At 47.7% G+C, this 23,755-nt stretch carries 16 protein-coding genes and 1 pseudogene; 7 read left to right on the top strand and 10 right to left on the bottom strand.

The genetic code is table 11. The features are described from left to right. Window positions 1-5 precede the first annotated feature (5 nt). A complete protein-coding gene (locus tag QVP67_RS02230; protein WP_022161929.1) occupies window positions 6-1,532 on the bottom strand; it encodes an arylsulfatase in 1,527 nt (508 codons plus the stop codon). A gap of 204 nt (window positions 1,533-1,736) precedes the next feature. On the opposite strand from QVP67_RS02230, the gene QVP67_RS02225 reads away from it, so the two are divergent. After that, window positions 1,737-3,284, top strand: coding sequence for a sulfatase (locus QVP67_RS02225; RefSeq protein WP_022161928.1), 1,548 nt, complete (start codon window positions 1,737-1,739; stop codon window positions 3,282-3,284). A gap of 105 nt (window positions 3,285-3,389) precedes the next feature. Continuing rightward, window positions 3,390-3,911 (top strand): GNAT family N-acetyltransferase, encoded by a 522-nt coding sequence (locus tag QVP67_RS02220; RefSeq protein WP_288179815.1) that lies wholly within the window; start codon window positions 3,390-3,392, stop codon window positions 3,909-3,911. Here the strand turns inward: QVP67_RS02220 and QVP67_RS02215 are convergent. From QVP67_RS02215 to QVP67_RS02185, 7 genes are all read right to left on the bottom strand, one after another. Beyond that, window positions 3,908-6,340 (bottom strand): DEAD/DEAH box helicase, encoded by a 2,433-nt coding sequence (locus tag QVP67_RS02215; protein ID WP_288179813.1) that lies wholly within the window; start codon window positions 6,338-6,340, stop codon window positions 3,908-3,910. The genes QVP67_RS02220 and QVP67_RS02215 overlap by 4 nt on opposite strands. A gap of 862 nt (window positions 6,341-7,202) precedes the next feature. Next, window positions 7,203-7,976, bottom strand: coding sequence for a hypothetical protein (locus QVP67_RS02210; RefSeq protein WP_022161925.1), 774 nt, complete (start codon window positions 7,974-7,976; stop codon window positions 7,203-7,205). Between the two features lie 48 nt (window positions 7,977-8,024). Continuing rightward, window positions 8,025-9,182, bottom strand: a complete 1,158-nt coding sequence (locus tag QVP67_RS02205) for a phospholipase D family protein (RefSeq protein ID WP_022161924.1) — start codon at window positions 9,180-9,182, stop codon at window positions 8,025-8,027. 255 nt (window positions 9,183-9,437) lie between these two features. After that, window positions 9,438-9,659: a DUF2795 domain-containing protein gene (locus tag QVP67_RS02200; protein ID WP_002558131.1), complete on the bottom strand. Its 222-nt coding sequence runs from the start codon at window positions 9,657-9,659 to the stop codon at window positions 9,438-9,440. 80 nt (window positions 9,660-9,739) lie between these two features. Beyond that, window positions 9,740-10,294: a cob(I)yrinic acid a,c-diamide adenosyltransferase gene (locus QVP67_RS02195; protein WP_022161923.1), complete on the bottom strand. Its 555-nt coding sequence runs from the start codon at window positions 10,292-10,294 to the stop codon at window positions 9,740-9,742. A 49-nt stretch (window positions 10,295-10,343) separates the two neighbouring features. Beyond that, window positions 10,344-10,976, bottom strand: a complete 633-nt coding sequence (locus tag QVP67_RS02190) for a hypothetical protein (protein ID WP_022161922.1) — start codon at window positions 10,974-10,976, stop codon at window positions 10,344-10,346. Between the two features lie 284 nt (window positions 10,977-11,260). Continuing rightward, entirely contained in the window at window positions 11,261-13,696 is a 2,436-nt protein-coding gene (locus QVP67_RS02185; RefSeq protein WP_022161921.1) for a glycoside hydrolase family 127 protein, read from the bottom strand. A gap of 300 nt (window positions 13,697-13,996) precedes the next feature. Here QVP67_RS02185 and QVP67_RS02180 point away from each other — a divergent pair, with 300 nt between their 5' ends. Continuing rightward, complete coding sequence (locus tag QVP67_RS02180) at window positions 13,997-14,956, top strand: FimB/Mfa2 family fimbrial subunit (RefSeq protein ID WP_022161920.1); 960 nt, start codon at window positions 13,997-13,999, stop codon at window positions 14,954-14,956. Window positions 14,957-15,248: 292 nt separating this feature from the next. Next, window positions 15,249-16,505: a M23 family metallopeptidase gene (locus tag QVP67_RS02175; protein WP_022161919.1), complete on the top strand. Its 1,257-nt coding sequence runs from the start codon at window positions 15,249-15,251 to the stop codon at window positions 16,503-16,505. Window positions 16,506-16,749: 244 nt separating this feature from the next. Here the strand turns inward: QVP67_RS02175 and QVP67_RS02170 are convergent, their stop codons facing one another. Both QVP67_RS02170 and QVP67_RS02165 read right to left on the bottom strand, forming a co-directional pair. Next, complete coding sequence (locus QVP67_RS02170) at window positions 16,750-18,243, bottom strand: S41 family peptidase (RefSeq protein ID WP_022161918.1); 1,494 nt, start codon at window positions 18,241-18,243, stop codon at window positions 16,750-16,752. A gap of 69 nt (window positions 18,244-18,312) precedes the next feature. Continuing rightward, a complete protein-coding gene (locus QVP67_RS02165) occupies window positions 18,313-20,748 on the bottom strand; it encodes a glycoside hydrolase family 95 protein (RefSeq protein ID WP_022161917.1) in 2,436 nt (811 codons plus the stop codon). A 194-nt stretch (window positions 20,749-20,942) separates the two neighbouring features. Between QVP67_RS02165 and QVP67_RS02160 the strand changes: the two are divergent. The 3 genes and pseudogenes from QVP67_RS02160 to QVP67_RS02150 form a co-directional block, all read left to right on the top strand. Beyond that, window positions 20,943-21,723, top strand: a pseudogene (locus QVP67_RS02160) (mobilization protein); the annotation flags it as partial. 306 nt (window positions 21,724-22,029) lie between these two features. Continuing rightward, complete coding sequence (locus tag QVP67_RS02155; RefSeq protein ID WP_022161913.1) at window positions 22,030-23,067, top strand: hypothetical protein; 1,038 nt, start codon at window positions 22,030-22,032, stop codon at window positions 23,065-23,067. A gap of 364 nt (window positions 23,068-23,431) precedes the next feature. Then, the coding region (locus tag QVP67_RS02150; protein ID WP_288179812.1) for a hypothetical protein at window positions 23,432-23,755 on the top strand (324 nt) is incomplete at its 3' end.

Genomic DNA, 23,755 nt, shown 5'->3' with positions numbered 1-23,755 from the left:
GAACGTCAATCGAACGACGGCAACGTAATCTTGAAGTCGGCGCTAGGTCTATGCTCGGTACGAATGATGTCTTTCATCCGACGGACAATGTCAGGGTGCTGTGCCGCCACATCGTTGTCCTCGTGAATGTCGGTAGCGAGGTTATATAAATGAGGAATTCCTTTTTTCACTACCAGCTTCCAGTCATCCATACGTACGCCTATCTGGTCGGTTTCGTGGAATTCCCAATACAGGAAATCATGCTTCTGTTGCGCCTCATCGTTTCCCGTCAGCACAGGGGCAAACGAAATGCCGTCGAAACAATCACTTTCCAACTTCTTGTTCAAATACTTTTTGGGGAATTTCTTGTCACCAATCAGTTCACAGAAGGTTGGAATCACATCGTAAAAAGCCAGTTGATGGTCGCACACAGCACCAGCTTCCACCTTCCCCGGCCAACGTACTATAAAAGGAATACGAATGCCACCTTCGTAGCACTGACGTTTCAATCCACGCAACTTACCGTCTCGGCCGAAAAACACAGGATCGGCACCTCCTTCTTCGTGAGGACCGTTATCGCTGGTAAACACCACAATGGTATTCTCGTCAAGTCCTTTTTCCTTCAGCTTGTCCATTATTTCACCTACATAAGCATCCAGCCGTGTAATCATAGCTGCAAACTGGGCATGCGTATGTATCGTGGCATTGTAACGGCTTCCTTCTTGCCCACCCCAAGTTTTGTCCACAAAGAACTTCTTTCTATATCCTTGCAGAATAGAGTCGTCGGGCTGCACCAATTCGGCATGGGGCAGTGTATAGGTGAAAATTCCCATGAAAGGTTGCTTACCGTCCTGTCTGTCGAGCCACTCCAAAGCTTTACGATGAATAATGTCGGCAGAGTATTGCGGACGTTTGTAATAATCGCGTCCGAACATCGGATATTGGATGTTCTCTTCCATTACCTCGCGTACCACTGCCGTATCACCCAAAGCCTTACTGTAACGGTTCAAGAAGTTAGGATAATACAAGTGAGCCTGGAACTGGCAAATATAACCATAGTATTCGTCAATGCCTCGCTTGTCGGGTGTAGATACCGACCCTTCGTAACCGCCTGCCCATTTTCCGAACATACCAGTCGTATAACCGTTCTTCTTCATAATTTCAGGCAAAATAATATGCTGCGGATCATAAGGCATCTGTCCTACTACACTGTAGTCTTTATTTTCACCATACATCACAACCGGACTCTCAGGCCAATACTCCTTATTGCCCCGTACCAGACAATGTCCTGAATGTTGTCCGGTCATCAGCGTTGCCCGCGACGGAGCACTGACCGGACTACCGGCATAAGCCTGCGTAAACCGCATTCCTTCGGCTGCCATACGATCGATGTGGGGAGTACTGATATAGGGCTGACCATAACAGGCCAAATCGCCGTAACCCATATCATCGCACAAGATGAATACAATGTTCGGGCGCTGCTCTTTTTGCGCAAAAAGACTTGCACTGCACAACAGCAGTGAGCCTAGAAGAAGAGACGATTGACTTTTCATATAAACGGAATAAACTGATTTAAAATTTAAAAATAGCAAATTGTTTGCGAACGACTGGAAAGAGTCTTGTTAAAGAAGTTAAATTATGGCATAAGACATATTTATAAACAGCCAATTACCTACATTTTAATCGTATCTTTGAAAAGTTTCCGCTGACAGCTTATTGTTTAAAACTAAAATATAAAGAAGAATTCTGAAGCATCTATGGAAAGACTATTCACAGCACCGTGTCTCCTGCTTGCGACACTCGCTTCAACAGCTCAAAACACTACTCAACCCAACATCATCATGTTTCTGGTAGACGACATGGGTTGGCAAGACACCTCCGTGCCTTTCTACAACAACGAACGGAGCAACCTGAATCAACGTTTCCGCACTCCAAACATGGAACGGCTTGCACAACTGGGTGTCCGCTTTACCGAGGCTTACGCATGTGCCATTTCTTCGCCTACACGATGCAGTCTGATGTCAGGCATGAATGCCTCCCGACACAGAGTGACCAACTGGACATTGGAACTGAACCAACAGACCGATGCCAAGAGTAGTGTCATCAGCCTGCCACAATGGAACTACAACGGTATACAGCCGGACAGTACAGCCGGTAAGATCAACAATTCTACCCCTATCACTTCCCTGCCACAAGTTCTGAAAGATAACGGATATTATACCATACACTGCGGGAAAGCCCACTTCGGTGCACGCACTACTCCCGGAGCCGATCCGGCAACCATGGGTTTTGACGTAAACATTGCCGGCGGTCCTAATGGAGCACCCGGCAGTTATCTGGGAACAAAGAACTTCGGTCAAGGTAGCAAATTTGCCGTATACGGTTTAGAGAAATATTACGGCCAAGACATATTCCTGACCGAAGCCCTGACACGAGAAGCCCTGAACGCTATGAAAAAGTCGGTTGAAATGAACAAACCGTTCTACCTTTACATGTCGCACTATGCCGTCCATTCGCCCTACGACGAAGACAAACGCTTTACCCCCAACTACCGGGGTCAGTTCGACAAACAGCTGAACGACACACTCAACGAGAACGAAGTCCGCTATGCTGCGCTTGTAGAAGGCATGGACAAAAGCCTGGGCGACATCCTCGACTATCTGGAACAGAATCCGGAAGTAGGCAAAAACACCATCCTGCTGTTCATGTCCGACAACGGAGGACAAGGACTGAACAACGTGCGCCAAGGACGTGCCAACCGCGACCAGAACTATCCGGCACGTGCCGGCAAAGGTTCGGCCTTCATGGGCGGCGTACGCGAACCGATGATGGTCTATTGGCCCGGAGTAACCCAAGGCAACACACAGAGCGACCAGCGCGTCATGATAGAAGACTTCTTCCCCACCATACTGGAAATGGCCGGCGTAAAACAATACCGCACCTTACAGACTATCGACGGAACAAGCTTTGCAGAGGTACTGAAACATCCGGCAAAGCGGTACGAACGTCCCATCGTGTGGCACTTCCCCAACCTGTGGGGCGAAACGCAGAACAAAGAAGAGGGCTACGGTGCCTATTCCTCGATCCTGAAAGGTGACTATCATCTGATTTATACCTGGGAGAGCCGCCAATGCCGCCTTTACAATGTGAAAGAAGATATCGGCGAACAGAATGATCTGGCAGACAGCATGCCCGAAAAAGTAAAGGAACTGACCGACGAACTGACCCGTTACCTGAAGGAACGGGATGCCCAACGTCCGGCGTACCGTTCGTCCGGTGAACTGATTCCGTATCCGAATGAATGATGCATCATCAACGGAGATGTTTCGTTAATTGCATTTCGGGTTGCAAAATATTCGCCAAAACAAAATAATAGAATAATTTTGCAGCCCGAAAACAATATGTACAATATGATAACCATCAGACAAACCAGACCCGAAGAAATAAGCAAACTGATGCCTGTCTTCGAACAAGCTAAACGTATCATGCGGAAAAGCGGCAACATGAAGCAATGGACCGGCGGATATCCCAACGAAGAACTCGTACGCCGCGACATCGAAAACGGACATAGCTATGTCTGCCTCGACGATGCTCAGGAAATCATAGGTACATTCTCCTTCATCCCGGGCAAAGACCCGACGTATGCCCGCATCTGCGAAGGAGCCTGGATAGACGACGTACAGCCTTATGCCACCATCCACCGACTGGCAAGCACAGAAGCAAGTCACGGAGTAGCCGCCGCCTGCCTGGACTGGTGCTACCGTCAGATACCGAACCTGCGGGCAGATACCCACCGCGACAACAGTATTCTGCAACACATCCTGACCAAACACGGATTTACCTATTGCGGCATCATCTATCTGATGAACGGCGACGAACGGCTCGCCTTTCAGAAATGCAACATGCCGAAAGAGCAGCATACCAATGTTTAAAGTGCGTACTTCTGCCTTAGCTCCTCAACAGTGGCACCAGTAAAGTAATCTTCAATAAAGTCCCAACGCTGCGCATCGGTCAAGGCTTCCGTACCCAAGAAGAGGGTAAACAATTCTATCTGTTCTTCGAAAATCAGTTCGTTATTATCCAGAATCAGGTTACGGTAGTCGTCGGTCGAAACCAGTTGCAACAAGGTTTCAGGGTCGTTAAAACGAATCTGTACGCAAGGAGTTCCACCACCTTCGACACTGAACGACAGACAGTTCAGCATGGAAAGCAAATTCAGCAGCATGTTCAGGTCGGAGAAAGGAGTAGTGTAGAACACCAGCTTATCGCCCTTGCATCCCGTGATGCGCTGCACAAACAGCTTCTGATAACGGGACAGCAGCAGGTCGAAGCCCTTGGTCACCGTGAACGAAAGTTCGTTGGATTCTTTCTTCTTCACACTGCTGATATAGCTGACGCTGCGCCCTTCCTCGGTACGCGACTCCAGCAGCGAACCGATAAAGCGTTTGGCCGAGCGGACATCCATATCGTGCTCGGCAAAGACAGCACGGAGTTCTTCTTCATCAAAGCGTCCTTTCGTCTTGCGCAACTTATCGGTCAGCAGTGTCTTCAGGCTGCCAAACAAGGCATCGAGCCGACAACGTATCTCGGCTGCATCTTCCTTCAGCAATACATCGTGCCTGCCTACTGCCACAGCACGCGAACCTTCCCACAACGTACCGTTGCCCAACTGCTGTTTGAACTCTTTATATCCCAACTCCGGGAAACGTTCTTCCCACAAGTCGTTCAGCCGTACCCGATAGACATCGGACTCGCCTTCGACCGGAGTCAGATAATCGTGGAATTCGCGCGCAAAAGCATCGCCCATTTTGTCCTGCACATAGCCTTCGGTCAGCAGGTTTTGCGGACTTACGTCCAGCAGATTATGCCCGAAGCGGGCAGAGAGGTCGTCTTCGAGCCACAACAATGCCGTCTTGATGAGCTGTCCCAATTCGGACTCGTATTCCAATTTGTTCTTCGTACGCGGCACTTTCACTACGAACTCAAAATCGGACAAAGAAATCATCACTTCCTGCTTCTCGCCTTTCATGCGATAAACCTCCATCAGCTTACGCAAGATAAGTACCAGCTGTTCCTGAGCAATGTTCCCCAACTGATGCAGGCGCTTCATGTAGTAGAAGTCGCGTTCATGAAAATCAGTTGCTGCAATACCTTGCACATCGGCATCGCGCGCGGCACGACCTATCTCCTGAATATAATCGACAAACGTACTGGAGGGGGCAACGTGGTACACACGATCGATATCGCTGATGTCCACTCCCATACCAAAAGCCTTAGTGGCCACAATCAGTTTCTTGGTACCTTCCTTGAACTCCTGCACGATGGTGGCTTTCTGTTCTTTCTCCTTTTTACCGTAATACGATGCCACCAGGTGCCAATCGCACGAACGCACCCAACTCTTCAAGCGCATATCAATGCCGCCGGCAAAAGGATAGTAAAGCAAAGTCTTATGCCCGTCCAAATAATCTTCGATCCGACCAGAAACAACACGCTGCTTGGCCTTATCGTAAGTTTCGCCTTCTTCGATCGTCATCTGACGGATATCGAAACCGATGTTGCGACGCTTCACCGTACCTACATACAGCACACAAGGTTCCATCTGCAACGAACGGATGGTCTCGAACACCATGTCGTTTCTTCCTGCCGGATTCCACACGGCAGTAGCCGTCAGCGCAAACAGCGGGAAGCCGTATCCGAGACTCTGCTTCAAACCATTCAAATAACGGCCCAGGAACCAATAATCCACACGGAACTCCTTACCCCAGGTAGTCACCGTATGCGCCTCATCGACCACCACCATGCCTATGCGGCGTCCGCCAATAAAGTGCTTGATGTCGTACGACAACAACAACTCGGGCGAGAGATAGAACAAGTCAATCTCCCCCTCACGCACCAGACGGTAGACTTCGGCTTTCTGTTCGGGCGACAGGTCGGACGAAGCATAAGCCACCCGCGTGTAGCCCAACTCCTGCAGGCTTTCCACCTGATCGACAATCAATGCCTTCAGCGGTGACACGACAATGGTAAGCAGCCCGTACTGACGTCCCAAATAAATGGCAGGCAACTGGAACAGCAACGATTTACCCGAACCCGTAGGTGCTGTCAGCAAAATATTCTCTACAGATTCGTCGCCCTGTTGTGCCTTTTCTGCTTCGAGGATGACATTCTCTATCAGCTGTCCTTGCGAGATTTCCAGTTTCTCTTTCCCACTGAACAAGTCATCGTATATCTCCAGATTGCGGAACTGCTCGTATCCGTAAACTTCCTTCAGCAAAGCCTGAACTTCTTCCCGGCAAGTTGCCGGCAATTGCCGTTGCTTCAACTCGGGCAAACGTCGTGTCGTTACTTCCATTTTCGTCATCGGTTTAAAGAATATACAAATATATGATTTTGTAGCGTAATAACAGGCCTCACACAGGAAAAAGTTCTACTTTCACACCTGTTGTCTACGGAAGAAGACCATCCAATTCTGAAACACTTGCACGGCTCGCGAGCGACACTTGCATTCTATTTATGGGACACTTGTACGGCTCGCGAGCTATACAAGTGTCCTACAGCAAAGTAATTGAAACACCGTTCTCTTGCTTCACGCCTTATCAAACAGTCAAATTAATAGAAAGCATTCTACTGTCTCTCCTAAAGAAGACTGCGTATTCATGCAAAACGGCTCTAAAATTCAAATTTTCAAATATTCGCCGGTGAAGTTTCACCATAATATTCAGGTAATAAGCACGTTGTTGTGAAACATACTTTCATGCTTCATCAGGGGCAAAAATCGTACATGTGAACTGTGAAGCATGACGTTTCACAGAAATTCACTATTATACAAATAGTTAGCATAAACGTAAAGAATAAAGGCTGGAAAACTGAATTTTTTCTCTTTTCAACAGATTTAGTACATACGGTAGCTTTCACCTATTATCCGAGTGCTCATTATGTAAATTCATTTAACCAACGAGTCTTATTCTAAATATCAAGTCGCTATAAAGACAACACCGGCAACTCCTAAACAAACACCGGCGGGGCAAACAACTCATCGTTGCCTGTCCCGCCGGTATGTAGATGTTTCATTTATGCGACTTAGATCAATACTCCTCTTCGTTGAAGAAGTTTATCTACATTGATTATCAATATATTATGCAATAATCAATGAAAATTGCGCAAACAAACCGCACCGTCTGAGACGGTCTGAGATGATGGGAGGAATGAAGTAGATAAACTAATTAATCAGTATTCCACAGATTTAAATTGTCTCCCTCATAAGCATCCAAAACATCAGGTAAATCTCCAAACGGATAATAACCCGTTCCATTTCCACTAAAAGTACTTTCTTCTTCATAGTAGAAATCTATAACATTACCATAATGATCTATATAAACTTTACAAGTTTCAGGTTTATTCAGCTGAGTCAAAGCCTTACCATCAACAAATATGTTAAAACCTTCCTCATTAATATATTGGGCATCTGTTATTTTTTGACCAGTTATAGACATAAATCCGACATTGTCATCAATAATATAGCCCCAAGTATATTCTCGTGCATCAAATATAGAGTCATATTTTGGGGGGACTATAATTTCCGATGAGTTAATTGAGTATCTGAATATGCCAACTTTACCATATTTCTTTATTGTAAAGTAGGCATATATATCCGTCTGATAGAAGAAGTTTATTCCTTCATACATATTCTCTAACAGATCGTTACCTAAATGATCTTTAAGTCCTAAATATATTCTACTAGAGCCGTAATTTGGTAGTTTTGCAAAAATACCAGGCCTGCTTTGCAGTTTAGCTTTTTCCGGAGAAATAGTCTGACCATAACATATTAAAGTACGAGAGTTCTCATGGAAATAACCATAGATTTTTATACCATCCTTTTTGTACCAATCTATGATATATTCATCTAGATTTGCAACATCTCCTAATTGTTTGCTCAGTTTGCTAAAGAAAGTGTCTATCTCTTCTTGTGTTTTGAATTCTCTATATTTATAGCTCATAATTGAACAACATAATTTTAATTCGTTTGCCAACTTTATAAATCAGGTCTATATATCAATTCCAAAAAACCATAACCCTTTCTTAGAGCATGTGTTCATGATTGGATATTTGTCAGGGAATCGCCATGCTATCAGTTCACTAACACTTGAATCACGGAAATGTTGGAGTTTACAGCATTCATTTACTTTTTCACCTGTTATATCTCCATGGTTCAGTAAAGCATCCCAATAATACCTAATGTCATCAAGTGAATTTTCACTGATAAATTTTGAGGCATGTCCATGCATGTTTCTTCCAAGTCCAAAGCAATTGAATGTGTCCAGAATTGCTCGAACTTCTTTTGCATTGATTGTCTTAATTCTTGATGGAGAAGTTAAATTCTTGACCAGTTTAGAACTATTATACCTTCTAAGTTCACTATCTGGATTATATTTGTAATACTCAGATATTTCTTTAAAATATTTTTTGATTAAAGAAATTCGGGATGATTCAGTACGCTTCTGAACTTTTGTTAATCCTTTTGATACACAATTCACATGTTCAAGATAGTCAAATAGATAATCGATTTCCTGGAGAAGAGTAAAGCCATCATTGACCATGTCTTGGCATCGACCTGTAACCTTTTCATAGGTCTTGGCAAAAGCATTGTATCTGGAGCATTGTGCAAGATACTTATCCATTTTCTCTATCCCCGCAGAGTATGGTGGTAAATTTGTCAACTTATCATAGCCAACATCTCCATCCTCAAATTCAATCTGGGATTGTTTCTTTACTTTGCTCCATGATGTTACAAGTTTGGTCTTTTTGTTTTCCCAAAGTGAATTGAAGAATGTTTCAACCTCACTTATATTAACGTCATCTGTTCCAATCTCATATCTTTTGCTGAAAGCTGTTCCTGTGAGATTGGCTGAAGAGACCAAACACCAATCATCAACGATATAAATCTTGGCATGTAAACTTTTTAAGGATCTGATAGAATTCGGATGGTTGTTGATGAACTCATTAAAAGTATCCTGCCGTATAAATCCGGTTTCTATATCTGTTATAACCCTGAAATCAATATCGTTTCTCTTCCATGAGCCACCAATAATACGCAAGACGTCCTTTATGCCACCAATAAATGGGGTGCATATCCAGATACGGTGCTTTACATTATTACAATGTGAACGGAGTGTTTCAACGAGTGAGTCAAAAAAATATATCATATTGAATATTTATTATGTTATGAAGATATTGTCGTTCAGCTCTTCCAATACTAATTAAAAGTAAAGGCTGCAGCAAAAACTCACAAACCTTTATAAAGGTAATGAATTTTGTCCAAACAAATCCCGATTCTTCCTCCGAAAAATGTATTTTGTCCAAGCAAACCGCACCATCTGAGACTATAAAACACCAACGCGACAAACAAAACACCTTGTTTATCGCGTTGATATTCAATTATTTAACCCATTTAAAGACTGCTAATATTCTTCCTCGTTGAAGAAGAAATCTTCTTTACTGGGGTAATCGGGCCAAATATCTTCTATACTTTCATAAATCTCGCCTTCATCTTCCATCTCCTGCAGATTCTCAATCACCTCAAGCGGAGCCCCCGAACGCATGGCATAGTCTATCAATTCGTCCTTAGTTGCCGGCCAAGGAGCATCCTCCAGTTTGGATGCCAATTCCAATGTCCAATACATAATTCCTAAGTATTTAAATCGTGAATATTGTGAATATTAAGTTCTACTTCTATTTTTCGGCAAATGTATAACAATTTATGTCACTTACAACTATTATTCCAAAATATTTCGTCTTTTTTCGCATCCAGGTTGATCTTCCGGGACAGAACGAACAAATAATCGGACAATCGGTTCATATAAGCTAACAATTCCGGAGCTATTTCTACCTCGGCCGACAGAGTCAGAATACGGCGTTCGGCACGTCGGCACACGGTACGGCACACGTGACAAAGAGCAGCGCCACGGCTCCCCCCTGGCAGAACAAAAGCTGACAACGGAGGCAAAAGGGCATCCAAACGGTCAATCTCATTTTCCATCTCCGCAACCATGACAGGAGTGACAACACTGGCAGACTTCAATGACATTTTTGCCTGATCGGTAGCCAAATAAGAGCCGACAACGAACAGGCAGTTCTGCACGCGCTGCAAAAAGGCAACATCCTGTCCGTCTGCTACATAAGTAACAAGTAACCCCAAAAAGGAATTCAACTCGTCTACCGTGCCATAGGCCTCCAGACGATCGTGCGTTTTGGGTACACGGGTGCCACCCACCAGGGAAGTTGTCCCCTTATCTCCGGTTTTAGTATACACTTTCATAACTGCTGATTGTTTAGAGTTTGCTAATTGATAAAAACAGGCTTTCTGCTTAAAAGTTCACAATATAATCTTGCTTAATTTTCGACTTGTCAAAAAAGATAACCCCAAGGTCGTAAAGGTCGAACGTAATTCCTGACCGGGCATCGCACTGCATGTCGCGCCAAAGCTGCCGCATTTCCGGCGAATAGCCGACGCCTTCAATGACAAAAGCCGAACGCTCCGTCACACGGTCGGCACACACATCGAAGACTGCACGCACCAGTGAAGGCTGACGATAATCGTGCAGATAAAGGAAATCGACAGGAACACCACGTTCCAGAAAGAGCTCGTCCAGCTGGGAAGCATGCAGATAGCCGGCATCTTTCTTGGCAGCCTTCAGGTACAGTCCGGCTGCCGAATCCGGCCCTACATTGACAATGAACGCCGGTTGTGCCCGATTGACCAAACGAAACAACAGACGTTTCACCTTCTGCGACTCCCTACATGCCCAACTACGTCCTTTTTCCGAAGCAAGGCGTCTCTGCTCCGCCGAAAGCTCTTTATACTGATAATATGGCGTATGTTCGTAAACCACCCGTGTAATAAAATCGAAGGCAAACGGCGAATGCACTCCATAACCGCGACGATGACGGAAACGGCGCAACCAGACAAAGGGGCGTTTCAGTAATAATAAAGAATTCATATCTCTTCGGACCGGCGCACAGACCGACCTTTCAAGCCTGTCCCTGACCGGATTTTCTATACATAATCTATCAGCGGCGCCAGCCCGACAGCCATCTTCCACCGTCTCGACAACCAGCCAGCCACTACAATAAGCCAAAAGCTGATGACGCAAACTGCGCCATGCCTACAACAAATGTACAGATATTCTTTTTCATACACAAGAGGCAGATGCAGATATATAAAAAAGTCAGGCGCAAAAAGCCAATACAGCTTCCTGCGCCTGAAGAGAGAACCATAAACCTGCTATTCCACTTTCCACTCTATCACTCCACCCGATGCACCTTTCTGCAACTGGGCGGCGAGCTTCAGCCCGGTCGTTCTGACCGGTTTGAAATCCAATCCATTATATCGATCCTTATCTACGGTATAAGGTGAGAGAGCTTCTACTTCTTTCCAGTTTTTGCCGTCTTTATAATATAGCTTCCAGCTTTCGGGCACACGAAAATTGCCGTCATTATGGTCGAAATCCAACCAATAGACATCGACATGCGACACCGTGTAAGGCTGGTCAAACTCGTAAGCCAAGGTTTCCAGCGTACCGTTCTTCAGCCACCAGTAATGATAGGGTTTCGACGTGTCCGACGAATGCTTGGGTTCCCACTGGTCGTTGACTCCCCATGCCCAAGCCTCAACCGAGGCCGACTCGGGAGCATCCTTCTGAATGGGTGCCTGAATCATCAGCGTACGTGCCTTGCTGGCAATAGTCGGTTCGGGAGTAATGCGGGCATACTCGGCCGAAGCAGGAATCCATACTGCCATCTGATCGGCTCCGCGGTTGTTCCAGGTAGAATAAGGAATCGCCTTGAAGGCAACGTCTTTCACTGTACCATCCTTTTCCACCTCCTTGGCCGTACCGGTCAGCACAACCACTCCGTTCAGCAGGTCGGCATCGTAAGAGGCCTTCATCGGTGTGCCGTCGGGGATAAACTTATTGAATACAAGGCTGTCAGGCTGGTCCTTTCCCTCCAGACAGAACATGATGGGACCGCGTTCGATTGCCAGTTTGCCACGGTCGTCCTCGGCCAGTTCATTGGCTTTGACACGGCGCACATCCATCGGAAGGTCAACCTCGACCACGTCGCCAGCTTTCCAGCGGCGGTGAATGGTGGCGTAGCCGTCGTACAGACGGGCACGTACTTTCTTGCCGTTGACCGAAATGGAATATGCCTTGGCCTTGTCGGTAAATGTATACAGGTCGGTAGGAACCGGTGAATCCTGTGCCCAGCCCGGTATACGAAGACGCAGTGCAAACTCCTGCTCCGTTTCGGGTCGGACGGTAAGTGTCACCTTGCCCTCCCAAGGATAAGCGGTGGTCTGTTCCAACGTCACATTATTGGCTTCGGTCGTCAGCTGAGCCTTGCTCTGAATGTACAGGTTGACGTAGATGTCGTTGGCTTGCGTAGCATACATATAAAGAGGTACGCTTGCCATAAAGCGGGTAACGTTGCCCGGACAGCAGGCACACCCGAACCACCGCTGGCGTTCGTGTTGTCCCATCGACTCCAGCGGATTGTCGTAGAAGAACTTGTCACCACTCAGCGACACGCCCGAAATGACTCCGTTGTACAAGGCACGCTCCAGCACGTCGGCATACTTGGCATCGCCCGTGGCCAGGAACATGCGATAGTTCCAGAAGACATTGGCGATGGAGGCACACGTCTCGCAATAGGCCGTATGGTTGTTCAGTTCGTAGTTGGGACCGAAACCTTCGCCCTGCGCACGCGAACCGATACCACCCGTTATGTAGAGTTTCTTGCTGGCCATGTTGTCCCAGATGCGGCACAAGGCATTGAAATAAGCCGTATCCTGCGTCAGTGCCGCCACATCGGCCACGCCGGAATACAGGTAACCGGCCCGCACGGCATGTCCCACGATTTCATCCTGCTGCAGAATAGGCTTGTGGTCCTGGCTGTATTCGCTCAGCGGATGTCCGTCAGTGCCCCGTCCGGTTTCTTCGACAAAATATCGGGCGGTCTGCAGGTATTTCTCGTTGCCTGTCACCTTATAGAGTTTCGCCAGCGCCATTTCGATGATGGGATGGCCGCTCGGACGATGAATCTGTCCTTCGCCGGGTCCGAACACCTGGCAGACGAGGTCGGCATTCCGGATAGCCACGTCGAGCAGCGTCCGCTTGCCGGTTGCCTGATAATGGGCTACGGCAGCCTCGTACAAGTGGCCGCTGTTATACAGCTCATGGCTGTTGATCTTCTCCCAGCGTTGTTTTCCCCACCAGCCGGAGAGGCGGTAGCAACGGTTGGTGACACACGTAGTCAGATAGCCATCCGGCTCCTGGGCAGCAGCTATCAGGGAGATGACACTATCCAGATAGGCGTCCAACGCCTGGTCGTACTTGACAGCCAACGAATAAGAGGCTCCCTCAATCACCTTATAAGGGTCGGTATCGTCGAACGAAAAGTCACCCCGGTGCTCTCCCTTTTTCAGTCCGCCGGCAATGGCAAAATTGTCGAAACGCCCATTCTTCTCACATTCTCTGAAAGCTGAAGGAATGGAGACCGTACGGTTCGTCTCGATACGGGGTGCCCAGAACCCATCGTCCAGATGGACCTGAGTAAAAGAAACTTCCTTTATTGGCGCATCGGGCTTTACATAGGAGTCTCCACAAGACGCCAGTCCCAACAGGGCGACGCCACAGAAAAAAAGTCGGATTTGTAATTTCATAATATGAACATTAAATAATCTGTGTTTGAACACCGCAAATGTACGCATTTCACTGTTACCACCATAGAAGAATCCTCTAAATGGATAACATAATCGTCAGTATATTAACACTTAGGATGATTATTTGGACTATTATTGCATCGTTTGGACTATTCTTCTATCCTCAACAGGCATTTCATTACCACAGGTAGGAAATGGGGACAAAGCAAAACACAGATCAAAAATATTTTTTCCTAAACCCAGAACTATTCCACAGCACAAACGTTTCTATGTAAGAACAACCTAAAAACTTAACAAGAAATGAAAAAATTAGCATTACTCGCACTGGTTGCCGCATTAGCAACCAGCTGCTCGGACGACGAAACATCCATCCCTCAGGAAGACCTTCAACTGGCAACACCCGCACTGCACATGAGAGTATCGACAGCCAGTGGCGAAAGTCCGTTCACCGGTGTACTGACCGTCATGCCATGTCAACCAGAAAGCTCGATCTATTTTGGCAACTACGTAAACCACCGACTGACTCCTTTCTACGGATACTATATGGTAAAGGACGGCGAATTTTACGAATCGTCCAGCAACCGTGAACTCCTGTTGCCTATGGGTGACTACAATATGATATATTGGGGAACTCCCAAATACGAAGAGCCCATCTATTCGAATCCGGCAGTCAGAGAGCCTTCGTACAGCATCGGCGGAGACCTGTCACAACAAGCTTTCAGCCTGTTGAAGATGAGCAACGATACGACGTACTACCCCGTATACGACCTTGTACACGCCGTGCAGAATGTCAATATAGGAACAGACGAACTCGTAGCATCCTTGCAACGTGTAGTTGCCGGAATCAAAGTCAGCGTCAAGAACCAGGAAGGCTCTGCACTTTCGTCTAACATAGAGAGCGTTGTGATAGGCATCACCGGCATTGCCCGCGAACTGGACTTTTATACGGGACAGCCTCAAGGCGACGCATGTACGGTAGCTTTCCCACTGGTGCGGTCGGTTGACGGTACCGAAATGACCAACGGAACGGTCATGTTGTTCCCCTCGTACGGCAATCCGGAGTTTCAGATGAGCATCAAGCTAAAGAACGGTACGGTAAAACACTTCAAGCAGACACTGAAATCGCCGCTTGTGGCCAATACCAAACTGACCCTGAACCTGACGGTAGGCGACATCTTCACAGGCGACGTGTCCGGCGACTTCACGATGGAAGACTGGAAGGAAGACAACGAAAACATCGACGTACCCATCATCGAATAACGCCCCTCCCCTGCCCAACCCTGCTCCGCAGCCCAAACATCTGCACAGGGGTGGGCAGGGTTCGGTATATACCCTCCACACAGGCGCCGATTACATGGATCGTCGTGGAAGCTCTTCCCAAGCTTCCGCGTCGTTCTGTACAATCGGCGCCTGCAAACCGTAACATACCGGCCCATCCGCACCGCCAATCTCCCCTCGAAATTCGAAGCGCCTCAGGAATTGACCACCCAAAAGGATTTGTATATCAGCACTATTTTTGTACTTTTGCCCCCTCTAAAACAACGAAACACGTATGAGAGGCAAGAAAAGAATATACTATATAATAGGTGGTATCCTCCTTGTGCTGGCAGCTACATGGGGCATTACGCACCTCGTCAGGAAAGACCGACCGGCCGACATGCTGGACGAAGTGGAAATGACCGACTCGGCCGAAGTGGAGGCCATCACTTATAAATATGGCATCCCGACCGACCGCTACAACGTGAATTACGGCATCGTCGAGGACCGCCAGAACCTGTCGTCCATCCTGCAACGCCACGGCCTGTCGGTGAACGACGTACACCGCCTGAACGAACGGGCCAAGGGCACATTCGACGCCCGCAAGGTGAAGAGCGGACAGGCCTATGCCGTGTTCACCACCAAGGACAGCCTGCCACGCACACGCTTCTTCGTCTACGAAGAGAGTCCGAAAACGTACATCGTCTTCGACCTGCGCGACGAATACAGTGTGCGCCGCGGCGAGAATCCCTCGGAATGGAAACGGCAGGAGGTGAAAGGCCAGGTGGAATCGTCGCTTTGGGTAGCCATGCAGCAAAGCAACACCTCGCCCCAGCTGGCCATGAAGCTGTCCGATATCTTCGGCTGGACCATCGACTTCTTCGGACTGCAAAAGCAGGACGAGTTCCGCGTCATCTACGAACAGGAGTACGTCGACGGCAACAGTCTGGAAAACTTTCACATTCTGGCCGCCTCGTTCGTACACGAAGACAGCCTGTACTACGCTATCCCCTTCGTGCAGGACGGCGAGGAACTCTACTACAACGAACGGGGCAACAGCCTCGAAGGTGCTTTCCTGAAGGCCCCGCTCGACTTCTATCGCATCTCGTCGCGCTTCTCGAACAGCCGTTTCCACCCGGTGCTGAAACGCTACAGGGCACACCACGGCGTCGACTATGCCGCACCTACGGGCACGCCGGTCTATGCCATCGGCAGCGGAAAGGTGATAGCCAAGGGATATGAGGCCGGAGGTGGAGGAAACTACCTGAAGATAAAGCACAACGGCGTCTACGTCAGTACCTACATGCACCTGTCACGCTTTGCCAAAGGCATCCAGGTAGGGTCGCAGGTGGCACAGAAGGAAGTCATCGGGTACGTAGGAGCCACGGGACTGGCTACCGGGCCTCATCTGGACTTCCGCGTACACGAAAACGGAAAGCCCATCAATCCGCTCACCATCAAGTCGCAACCCAAGAAGCCCATCAGCCCCGAGAACAAGGCGGCATTTACACTGGTATGCGACTCGCTGGTCAGAGAATTGCAGCAGTTGTAACCCTGCGGCGAGAGGCCGGAAAGGGAACGGTTTTGTAAACTTCCATAGCCATTCGCACCATTTTCGTAAACGGCTGATTACGAAAGGTTTGAGTTTTGCCTATCACAGTCGTATACTTAGGCCATCTCGGTCGTATACTTAGGTACCCTCAGTCGTATACTTAGGGTACCTCGGTCGTATAGTGAGGGGGTGACCCGTCACGATGTCAATAATGACGAACACGACGTTGTAAACCCCAGCTCCTTTACCGGACAACCGGCCCGACAGACACCGGTTGCTGTATGCGCTTGCCAAAGACAGGCTTCTGCACGCCGGGCAACTGCACGTAGCGCGAAGTCAGACTGCGGGTCTGCACAGCCGACGGAGCATCGTCGTACGCGCGACCGGCTTCGGTCAGTGCCTGGCGCAGCAATGGCTCGTTTACGTCGCCCAGCGCATAGGCCAGCATCGGTTCGTCGTCCACACCCACGTCGGGCCTCAGCCCGTCGGGCATGCAGGGCGTCTCGCCGGCGGCATTCTGGTAGATGCTGATCATCACATACAGTCCCCAGTTGCGTATCGCTTCGGGCACCTCGTTGTAAGCATCTTCGGCAGCCAGCATCATTCCCGTGCAATACTTGCCCGACGACTGCTCGCCGATGAGCCGTACATCCATGTAAGGCATCAGTCCCCCCAACAGCGCCTCGGAGGCTGACGCCGAGCCTGTTCCTATCAGGGCATAAATCTTCTCCAGTCCGATGTTGGCATCCTGCGTGCTGACATTCATCACCTCATCACCGTTCTGATACGTGTAGTCGGTCGCGAAGCACGTCTCCATGCTGGCACCCTGCTTCTGCAGGTATTCTGTCAGATAGTTGTTGTACACCTCGCGCTCGAACACCTGCCCCGATGCCACCGCCTGCTGCGGAGCCAGCATGGAAGCCAGCACATTCTCGGTCAGCACATAGCCGCCTCCGTTGTAGCGCAGGTCGAGCACCAGCTCGCGAACGCCTGCGGCCTTGAAGTCCTTGCACACCGCTATCAGCTTGCTGATGGAAGTCAGGTCGAAGGCCGAATAAGCCAGATAGCCCACCTTCTTCCCATTGAATTCGTAGACGGAGTCGCACAGCACGGGGTCTTCGTACATGTTCACAGCCGTCAGCTCCACCGTCTTCCCCACGTCGTAAATCGTATTGTCGGCGGCATTGTAGCGACCCAGCGAGGTGCTCAGGCTCGTGTTGTAATACAGATTCAGGTAATTGTCCGTCGTCAGCGGCTGACCGTCGATGCTCAACAGAATGTCGCCGCGCTTCAGTCCGGCCCGTGCCGCAGGGGTATCGTCATGCACAAAATTGACCACGGCAGCACACTGCTTCGTCTCTTGATTAACCAAGTAAACGGTCAGGCTCCACCCGAAAGTGGTGGACACTCCGCCAACGGAGCTGACAAACGAACTCATGTCGTCGGTCATCATGGTCCACTTGTCGATGTAGCCATTGCTGTCGTGATAGCGGATGCGGTCGACCGTGCCGATGGGGTCGGTGTTGGTTTCGGCATCCCAGCCTGCCAGGTCGTCGGCTATCTCGGCATTCCACAGATAATACATATTCATCACATCCTTGCCGAAGCGATTGGCGTAATACGTTTCTTCGGACACGGAGTAAGGCCAGCCCCCGTCCTCGTCGGAGCAACTGGTCAATCCCATGCCACCAAACAAGGTCACAAAAGAGAGGAGACCAGACACTAATTTCTTGTTCATCTGATTACTACATTGTTTAAGAAGTCCATAAATACTTATTCCATCAAGATGCGTCCGGTGCAGGTCGCGTTACAGCAATTGCCGTTTTTCGCCGGCCTTCAAGTTGACTTTCACCGACTTCCCGTTGAAGCAGACACGGGTCTTACCGCCCTTTCTCGACTGGATGCTCAGGGCAGTCACCTTGCCATCCTTCCAGGTCATATCGACCACGAAGCCACCACGGGCACAGATGCCCTGTACGCTACCGTCTTTCCACTGCGCGGGTACGGCAGGCAGCAGGGTTATGGACGATTCGGACGACTGCATCAGCATCTCGATAACCCCGGCGCAGCCACCGAAGTTGCCGTCAATCTGGAAAGGCGAATGGGCATCCAGCAGATTGGGATAGGTGCCGCCACCACGACGGGCGTCCTTGCCTTTGTAACCGTCGGGAGTCACCAGACGGAGCAAGCGGCGGTAGATGCGGTAAGCTCCCTCGCCATCCTGCAGGCGGGCGTACAGGTTGACACGCCAGCCGGTACTCCAGCCGGTCGTTTCGTCGCCCTTGATTTCGAGGGTACGGGCACAGGCACGCGCCAGTTCGGGCGTCTGCTCCACCGAAAGGTGATGCCCCGGATACAGTCCGAACAGGTGGGACTGATGACGGTGTCGGGGATCCTGGTCGGGCCAGTCGTGGAACCACTCCTGCAGATTGCCGTCGCGGCCCACCTTGTAAGGCCACAAGCGTGCCAAGGTCTGCTCGGCTTGGCGGCGGAAGTCCTTGTCTGTGTTCAGCACGGCAGCAGCCTTGATGGCGTCAGTCAGACACTCGCGCGTCATGGCCAGGTCGGCCGTACAACCGTATGATGTGGCTCCCACGTATCCGTCGGGCGTGACAAACTTGTTTTCGGGCGAGGTCCCAGGCGAGGTCAGCAGCTTGCCGTCTTTCTCGATCAGCCAGTTCATGCAGAATTCGGCGGCCCCCTTCAGTGCCGGATAATATTGTTTCAGGAAGTCTTTATCCTGAGTGAAGAGATAACGTTCCCAGATGTGCGTCGACAGCCATGCGCCCCCCATGGTCCAACAGGCCCACGACGGGTCGCCTACGTGCAGACCCACGGGACAGGTCATGGCCCAGATGTCGGTATTCTGTCCCAGGCACCAACCTCTGTCCACTCCGTAATAAGCTTTCGCGGTCTCCGTTCCCGTCTGGCTGAGGTTGGCAATGAAGTCCATCAGCGGACGGTGCATCTCGCTAAGGTTGGCCGTCTCGGCAGCCCAGTAATTCTCCTCCAGGTTGATATTGCTGGTATAGTTGCAGCTCCAGGGCGGAAGCAGTTGCTCGTTCCATAAGCCTTGCAGGTTGGCAGGCACACCGGGTGTACGCGAGCAGGAGATCAGCAGATAGCGTCCGAACTGGAAGTACAGTGCCTCCAGTTCGGGGTTGTACTGTTTCTCGTCCGTATAGCGGCGCAACTGTTCGTCGGTAGGCAGGGCGGCGATTTCGGGTGCCGTCTGTCCCAGGTTCAGCTTCACACGGTCGAAGAAGTGACGGTAGTCGGCGATATGGTTGGTCCGCAACTCGTCGTAAGTCTTGGTGGCAGCCAGCGACATCCGTCGCTCCACCTGATTGCTGTAGTCGCGGCCTTCGCGTGCAGGGTCTTTGTCGAAACCGTTGAAACTGGTGACGTTGGCAATCAGCACTACTGCCTCGCGTGCACCTTCAATCTTCAGTTCACCCGAAGGGAAACTCTTCACCTCTCCGTCCGGAGTCAGTACCCTGACAAGCGTACGGAAGCGTGTGCCCCGTTCGGGGTCGTACAAGTGTTTATTTTTCACCTGGCCAAAATACACGGGATAAGAATGGTAAGCGGCATAGCCTTCGGCCGAAATCTCATTTCCATTGGCCGATGTAGCGTGAGGCAACTGCGAGTCGAACGACAGCAATGCCCGGATGCCCTGCGGGCTTTCCGACCGGAGGCGCAACACAATGACCGAGTCGGGCGCCGAAGCAAAATAATCGCATGAAAAAGGCTGACCGTCGCGCAGGTAGCGGGTTTCGGCCACGGCATTAGCTATATCGAGCGAGCGACTGTAGGCTGAAATCTGTGCCGGCACATCCAGGTAGGTGACAGTCAGGCATCCTAAGGGTTGGTAGTTCTCGCTGTAATGGCCCTGCACCTTGCGTTGCTCGCGGTCGGCACCACGGTAATCCCCGGCATCGAGCAAACGGTGTATTTCCGGAATGGCTTTATAGGCATCGGGACTGGTCACCTTGCGGTCGGGCTCCCCCGTCCACAGTGTCAGGTCGTTCAGCGAAATGACATCGCGTTCCGTACCTCCATACACGATGGCCCCCATCGTGCCGTTGCCTATCACCAATGCTTCTTCAAAATACTCTGCCGGACGATTGTAATGCAAAGCCAACCTTGTCGTGTCTTCTCCGGCCCATGTCATACATGTACTGAACAGTCCGCACACACAGGTTACAACCTGTATGCACCTTTTCAAACTTCTCTTTTTCATAAACTATCCGATTTCAAATTTGCGCTTCTCAAGCATTCTGCATACTCGGCACCATGCCGTGAAACGCGCTGCCGGAAACAAAAGTACTGTTTTTTATTTTTCAGACAATATGTTGTGTATGAAATTCGTAGAAATGTGCCTGAAAACAGAATGTCATTCTCCGTATTTCTGCTCGAAATTGTTCGGCCTTTCCACGTGAGCAATCAAAGGCAGTTACTGGCAAAAAGCATCTGGAACGAAACGATTTTATTATTGAGAAGCAGAAAGCCGAACTGCAACACATAAACGCTGCAAAACGGCATACGGAACAACAGGTAAATCTTGCCGGGCAAGAACTCAGACAAGTAAAATTGAAGATACGCACAGACAAGCTCAGGAAGACAGCCACCACTGCAGCGACAGCCATAACAAGCGGAGTTGCTTCTCTTTTCAGAAGTGGAAAACTGAAAGAGCTGGAACATGCCAACGAAAAACTGCAAGGCAAAATTTCAAAGCGGGACACCAATATTGAAAAATTGCAGAGCCAGATACAGCAGATGCAGAAACAACATGATACGCAAATCCACAATCTCAAGGAAATGCACAGGCAGGAACTTGACATAAAGGGAAAAGAGCTGTCACGGCTTGCCTGAATCATAGGCAAGGCTTTCAGGTGGTTCCCGATGTTCAGGGAAATGTTATGCATGGAAAAGTTCTGTACCATGCTGGGACTCACTAAAGAAATGACTGAAAGTCTTATAGTCAAAAAAGAAGTCCTGAAATGTAGCGGTAAAATCTATTCGGAACAACACAGGCGGAACTTTGACATAAAGGATGATATTTTAAGGGTGGAGAATGACCCTGACAATGAAAGCAGACTGAACCTGACAATAAACAGGAAGCCGATTGCCGACTGGTTCAGGGAGCAATGACACAGGCTTAGATATGGAACAAGACTGTCGTAACAGAAAGAAAAGTAGAGGAATTAAGATGTAACTTGATAGTTTGTGACTCTATATTCCCGATTATCAATTAAATTATGTATCTTTGCCAATGGATTGAGGAAACTCTTTCCAAGACATGTTAGAATTAGAAGAAGCGTTATGCTTATCTTGTACTTGAAAACGTAGGAAATTTTCAATCTGAATACAAGGATAGCATAGTGGTTCTCACGCATATAGCGTGGGCTGCTATTGTTGCATCTGTATTCAGGGTTTCCTACGACCTTCAAGTAAGAGTGTGGCATGCGGTTCACGCTTATTTTATATAGCATATAATCATAACTAAATAATAGTAACATATATGAGAAATTCACTAATAGCATTTATTGCCTTTTGGGGAAGTTGTACATATTCTAATGCCCAGATTAGTATTAGAACGGAAGTTAATACAAAACCAACGCAACAAATTGAAAAATATGACAGTTTATCGAATTTTAATTTGAACTATGACATAATAGCAAATGAATATCAGACAGAGGAAACCGCTTTAACTAACATCAATGGACAGTTCAGACAATTCATAGGGCAAAGTATATATATTTTACCTTTTACCCAAAAGCAGCTTAGCTTTCATAAAAAATGGGGAAGTAGCGATACAAAGAATGACAGACTTAGAGGAAAGTACTATACCATTGATGGATTTGAATTTAATTTAGACGAAAGTTACACAGGAATGTATAAACTAGATAAAGTTATATTCAAACTGAGAAATGAAGATGGGAAAAAAAGTAAATGGGAAGTGGCATATTATTCATTGGATGATGCTTTACTTGTTGGATATTACGAGAAACTTAAACAAAAATATATAGGAAAAGCATTTATATACACAGGAAGAGCAAAAGGGAAAGGTTGCCAATTTATTACAGAACCATCACTTGATCATTCTGCTATTGACACAAAAACAAAGCAAATAATCAACCTACGAGATAAGAGCGAATGGCAATGTACAGATATACAGCTTGTAGATGATGAAGTAACAATGCAATTGTATGCCATTCTTACAAATTCTGATGGAAATGAAATAAAAGCACGCATAAGAAATAGATTTTTAACTAAAGGAGAAACAAATGCTGCTTTTTTCTCTTGTTTTATGGATAAAAACGAATTTGAAAAATGGAAAAACTCTATAGTAGAAAAATATGGTTTAGAGTACGCATTACTTATTATAAAGAAGAAAGTAAAAATAGGAATGACTGATAAAATGTGCATAGAAGCATGGGGTGAACCAGATTCCAAGAACAGAACTGTACTAAATGGAAAAGAGACTGAACAATGGGTATATAAAACCAACTCCTACTTATATTTTGATGATGGAATCTTAACTACTATTCAGAATTAAATCGATACTGTATAAATTAAGGTTAAGTGAATCAATATAACTGTCATTATAAATCCGTCAAAGACCCAAAAGAGAAGAGATTTTTGAAAATAAAATATCCGCTTCCCCCAAAAAAGTGGTAGAATAAGAATATCACTATATTCACAATCACGAGATATTATATTAACAAGTATACACTTTAGCCCTAAAAGCTCCACTATTCGCTATTGAATGGTGAAGCTTTTATATTTACAAACGATGCGATTACAACTAAAGCATAAAAGATTAACGCAGTCCCATTTGTGGTTTTGATTTCAACTCATTAATTTCATTGCACAATAAAATATTGTACCTTTACGAACAATAAATTAGAAACATCATTTTTATGAATATATTCGACTCATTGAAACAATATGCTAAAATAGCTGATTGCGAAAACATCTTTAATTGGTATGATTATCCTATTTATTCTATAATCAATAAGCATAATCCACTTCTAAATCCTCCGGTATGGGGCGATAGACTTTTATGTATCATGTCTTTAATCCGAATAAAAGCTTATTCGCTAATTATTAAAGAAGAAAAAGCTGACTTACATACTATCCTAGGAGATTTAAATATTGAAACAAGAACAAAGCTTCTATCTTTAATAGAAAAAGTAAGTAAAGCTCAATCTATCAGTAAACTTCCAATTTTAGGGTATCCCCTT

Source organism: Bacteroides sp. CAG:633 (assembly GCF_000435115.1).
Classification (GTDB): Bacteria; Bacteroidota; Bacteroidia; order Bacteroidales; family Bacteroidaceae; genus Bacteroides; species Bacteroides ndongoniae.
The sequence above is the reverse complement of the archived record's forward strand: the minus strand, read 5'-3'. Positions and strand labels throughout refer to the sequence as shown.

Excerpts from the sequence above, each read along its gene's own strand:
- QVP67_RS02190 (WP_022161922.1), bottom strand. The coding sequence starts at position 10,976 with ATGAATTCTTTATTATTACTGAAACGCCCCTTTGTCTGGTTGCGCCGT.
- QVP67_RS02180 (WP_022161920.1), top strand. The coding sequence starts at position 13,997 with ATGAAAAAATTAGCATTACTCGCACTGGTTGCCGCATTAGCAACCAGC.
- QVP67_RS02195 (WP_022161923.1), bottom strand. The coding sequence starts at position 10,294 with ATGAAAGTGTATACTAAAACCGGAGATAAGGGGACAACTTCCCTGGTG.
- QVP67_RS02220 (WP_288179815.1), top strand. The coding sequence starts at position 3,390 with ATGATAACCATCAGACAAACCAGACCCGAAGAAATAAGCAAACTGATG.
- QVP67_RS02155 (WP_022161913.1), top strand. The coding sequence starts at position 22,030 with ATGAGAAATTCACTAATAGCATTTATTGCCTTTTGGGGAAGTTGTACA.
- QVP67_RS02230 (WP_022161929.1), bottom strand. The coding sequence starts at position 1,532 with ATGAAAAGTCAATCGTCTCTTCTTCTAGGCTCACTGCTGTTGTGCAGT.
- QVP67_RS02210 (WP_022161925.1), bottom strand. The coding sequence starts at position 7,976 with ATGAGCTATAAATATAGAGAATTCAAAACACAAGAAGAGATAGACACT.
- QVP67_RS02165 (WP_022161917.1), bottom strand. The coding sequence starts at position 20,748 with ATGAAAAAGAGAAGTTTGAAAAGGTGCATACAGGTTGTAACCTGTGTG.
- QVP67_RS02215 (WP_288179813.1), bottom strand. The coding sequence starts at position 6,340 with ATGACGAAAATGGAAGTAACGACACGACGTTTGCCCGAGTTGAAGCAA.
- QVP67_RS02200 (WP_002558131.1), bottom strand. The coding sequence starts at position 9,659 with ATGTATTGGACATTGGAATTGGCATCCAAACTGGAGGATGCTCCTTGG.
- QVP67_RS02170 (WP_022161918.1), bottom strand. The coding sequence starts at position 18,243 with ATGAACAAGAAATTAGTGTCTGGTCTCCTCTCTTTTGTGACCTTGTTT.
- QVP67_RS02225 (WP_022161928.1), top strand. The coding sequence starts at position 1,737 with ATGGAAAGACTATTCACAGCACCGTGTCTCCTGCTTGCGACACTCGCT.
- QVP67_RS02205 (WP_022161924.1), bottom strand. The coding sequence starts at position 9,182 with ATGATATATTTTTTTGACTCACTCGTTGAAACACTCCGTTCACATTGT.
- QVP67_RS02175 (WP_022161919.1), top strand. The coding sequence starts at position 15,249 with ATGAGAGGCAAGAAAAGAATATACTATATAATAGGTGGTATCCTCCTT.
- QVP67_RS02185 (WP_022161921.1), bottom strand. The coding sequence starts at position 13,696 with ATGAAATTACAAATCCGACTTTTTTTCTGTGGCGTCGCCCTGTTGGGA.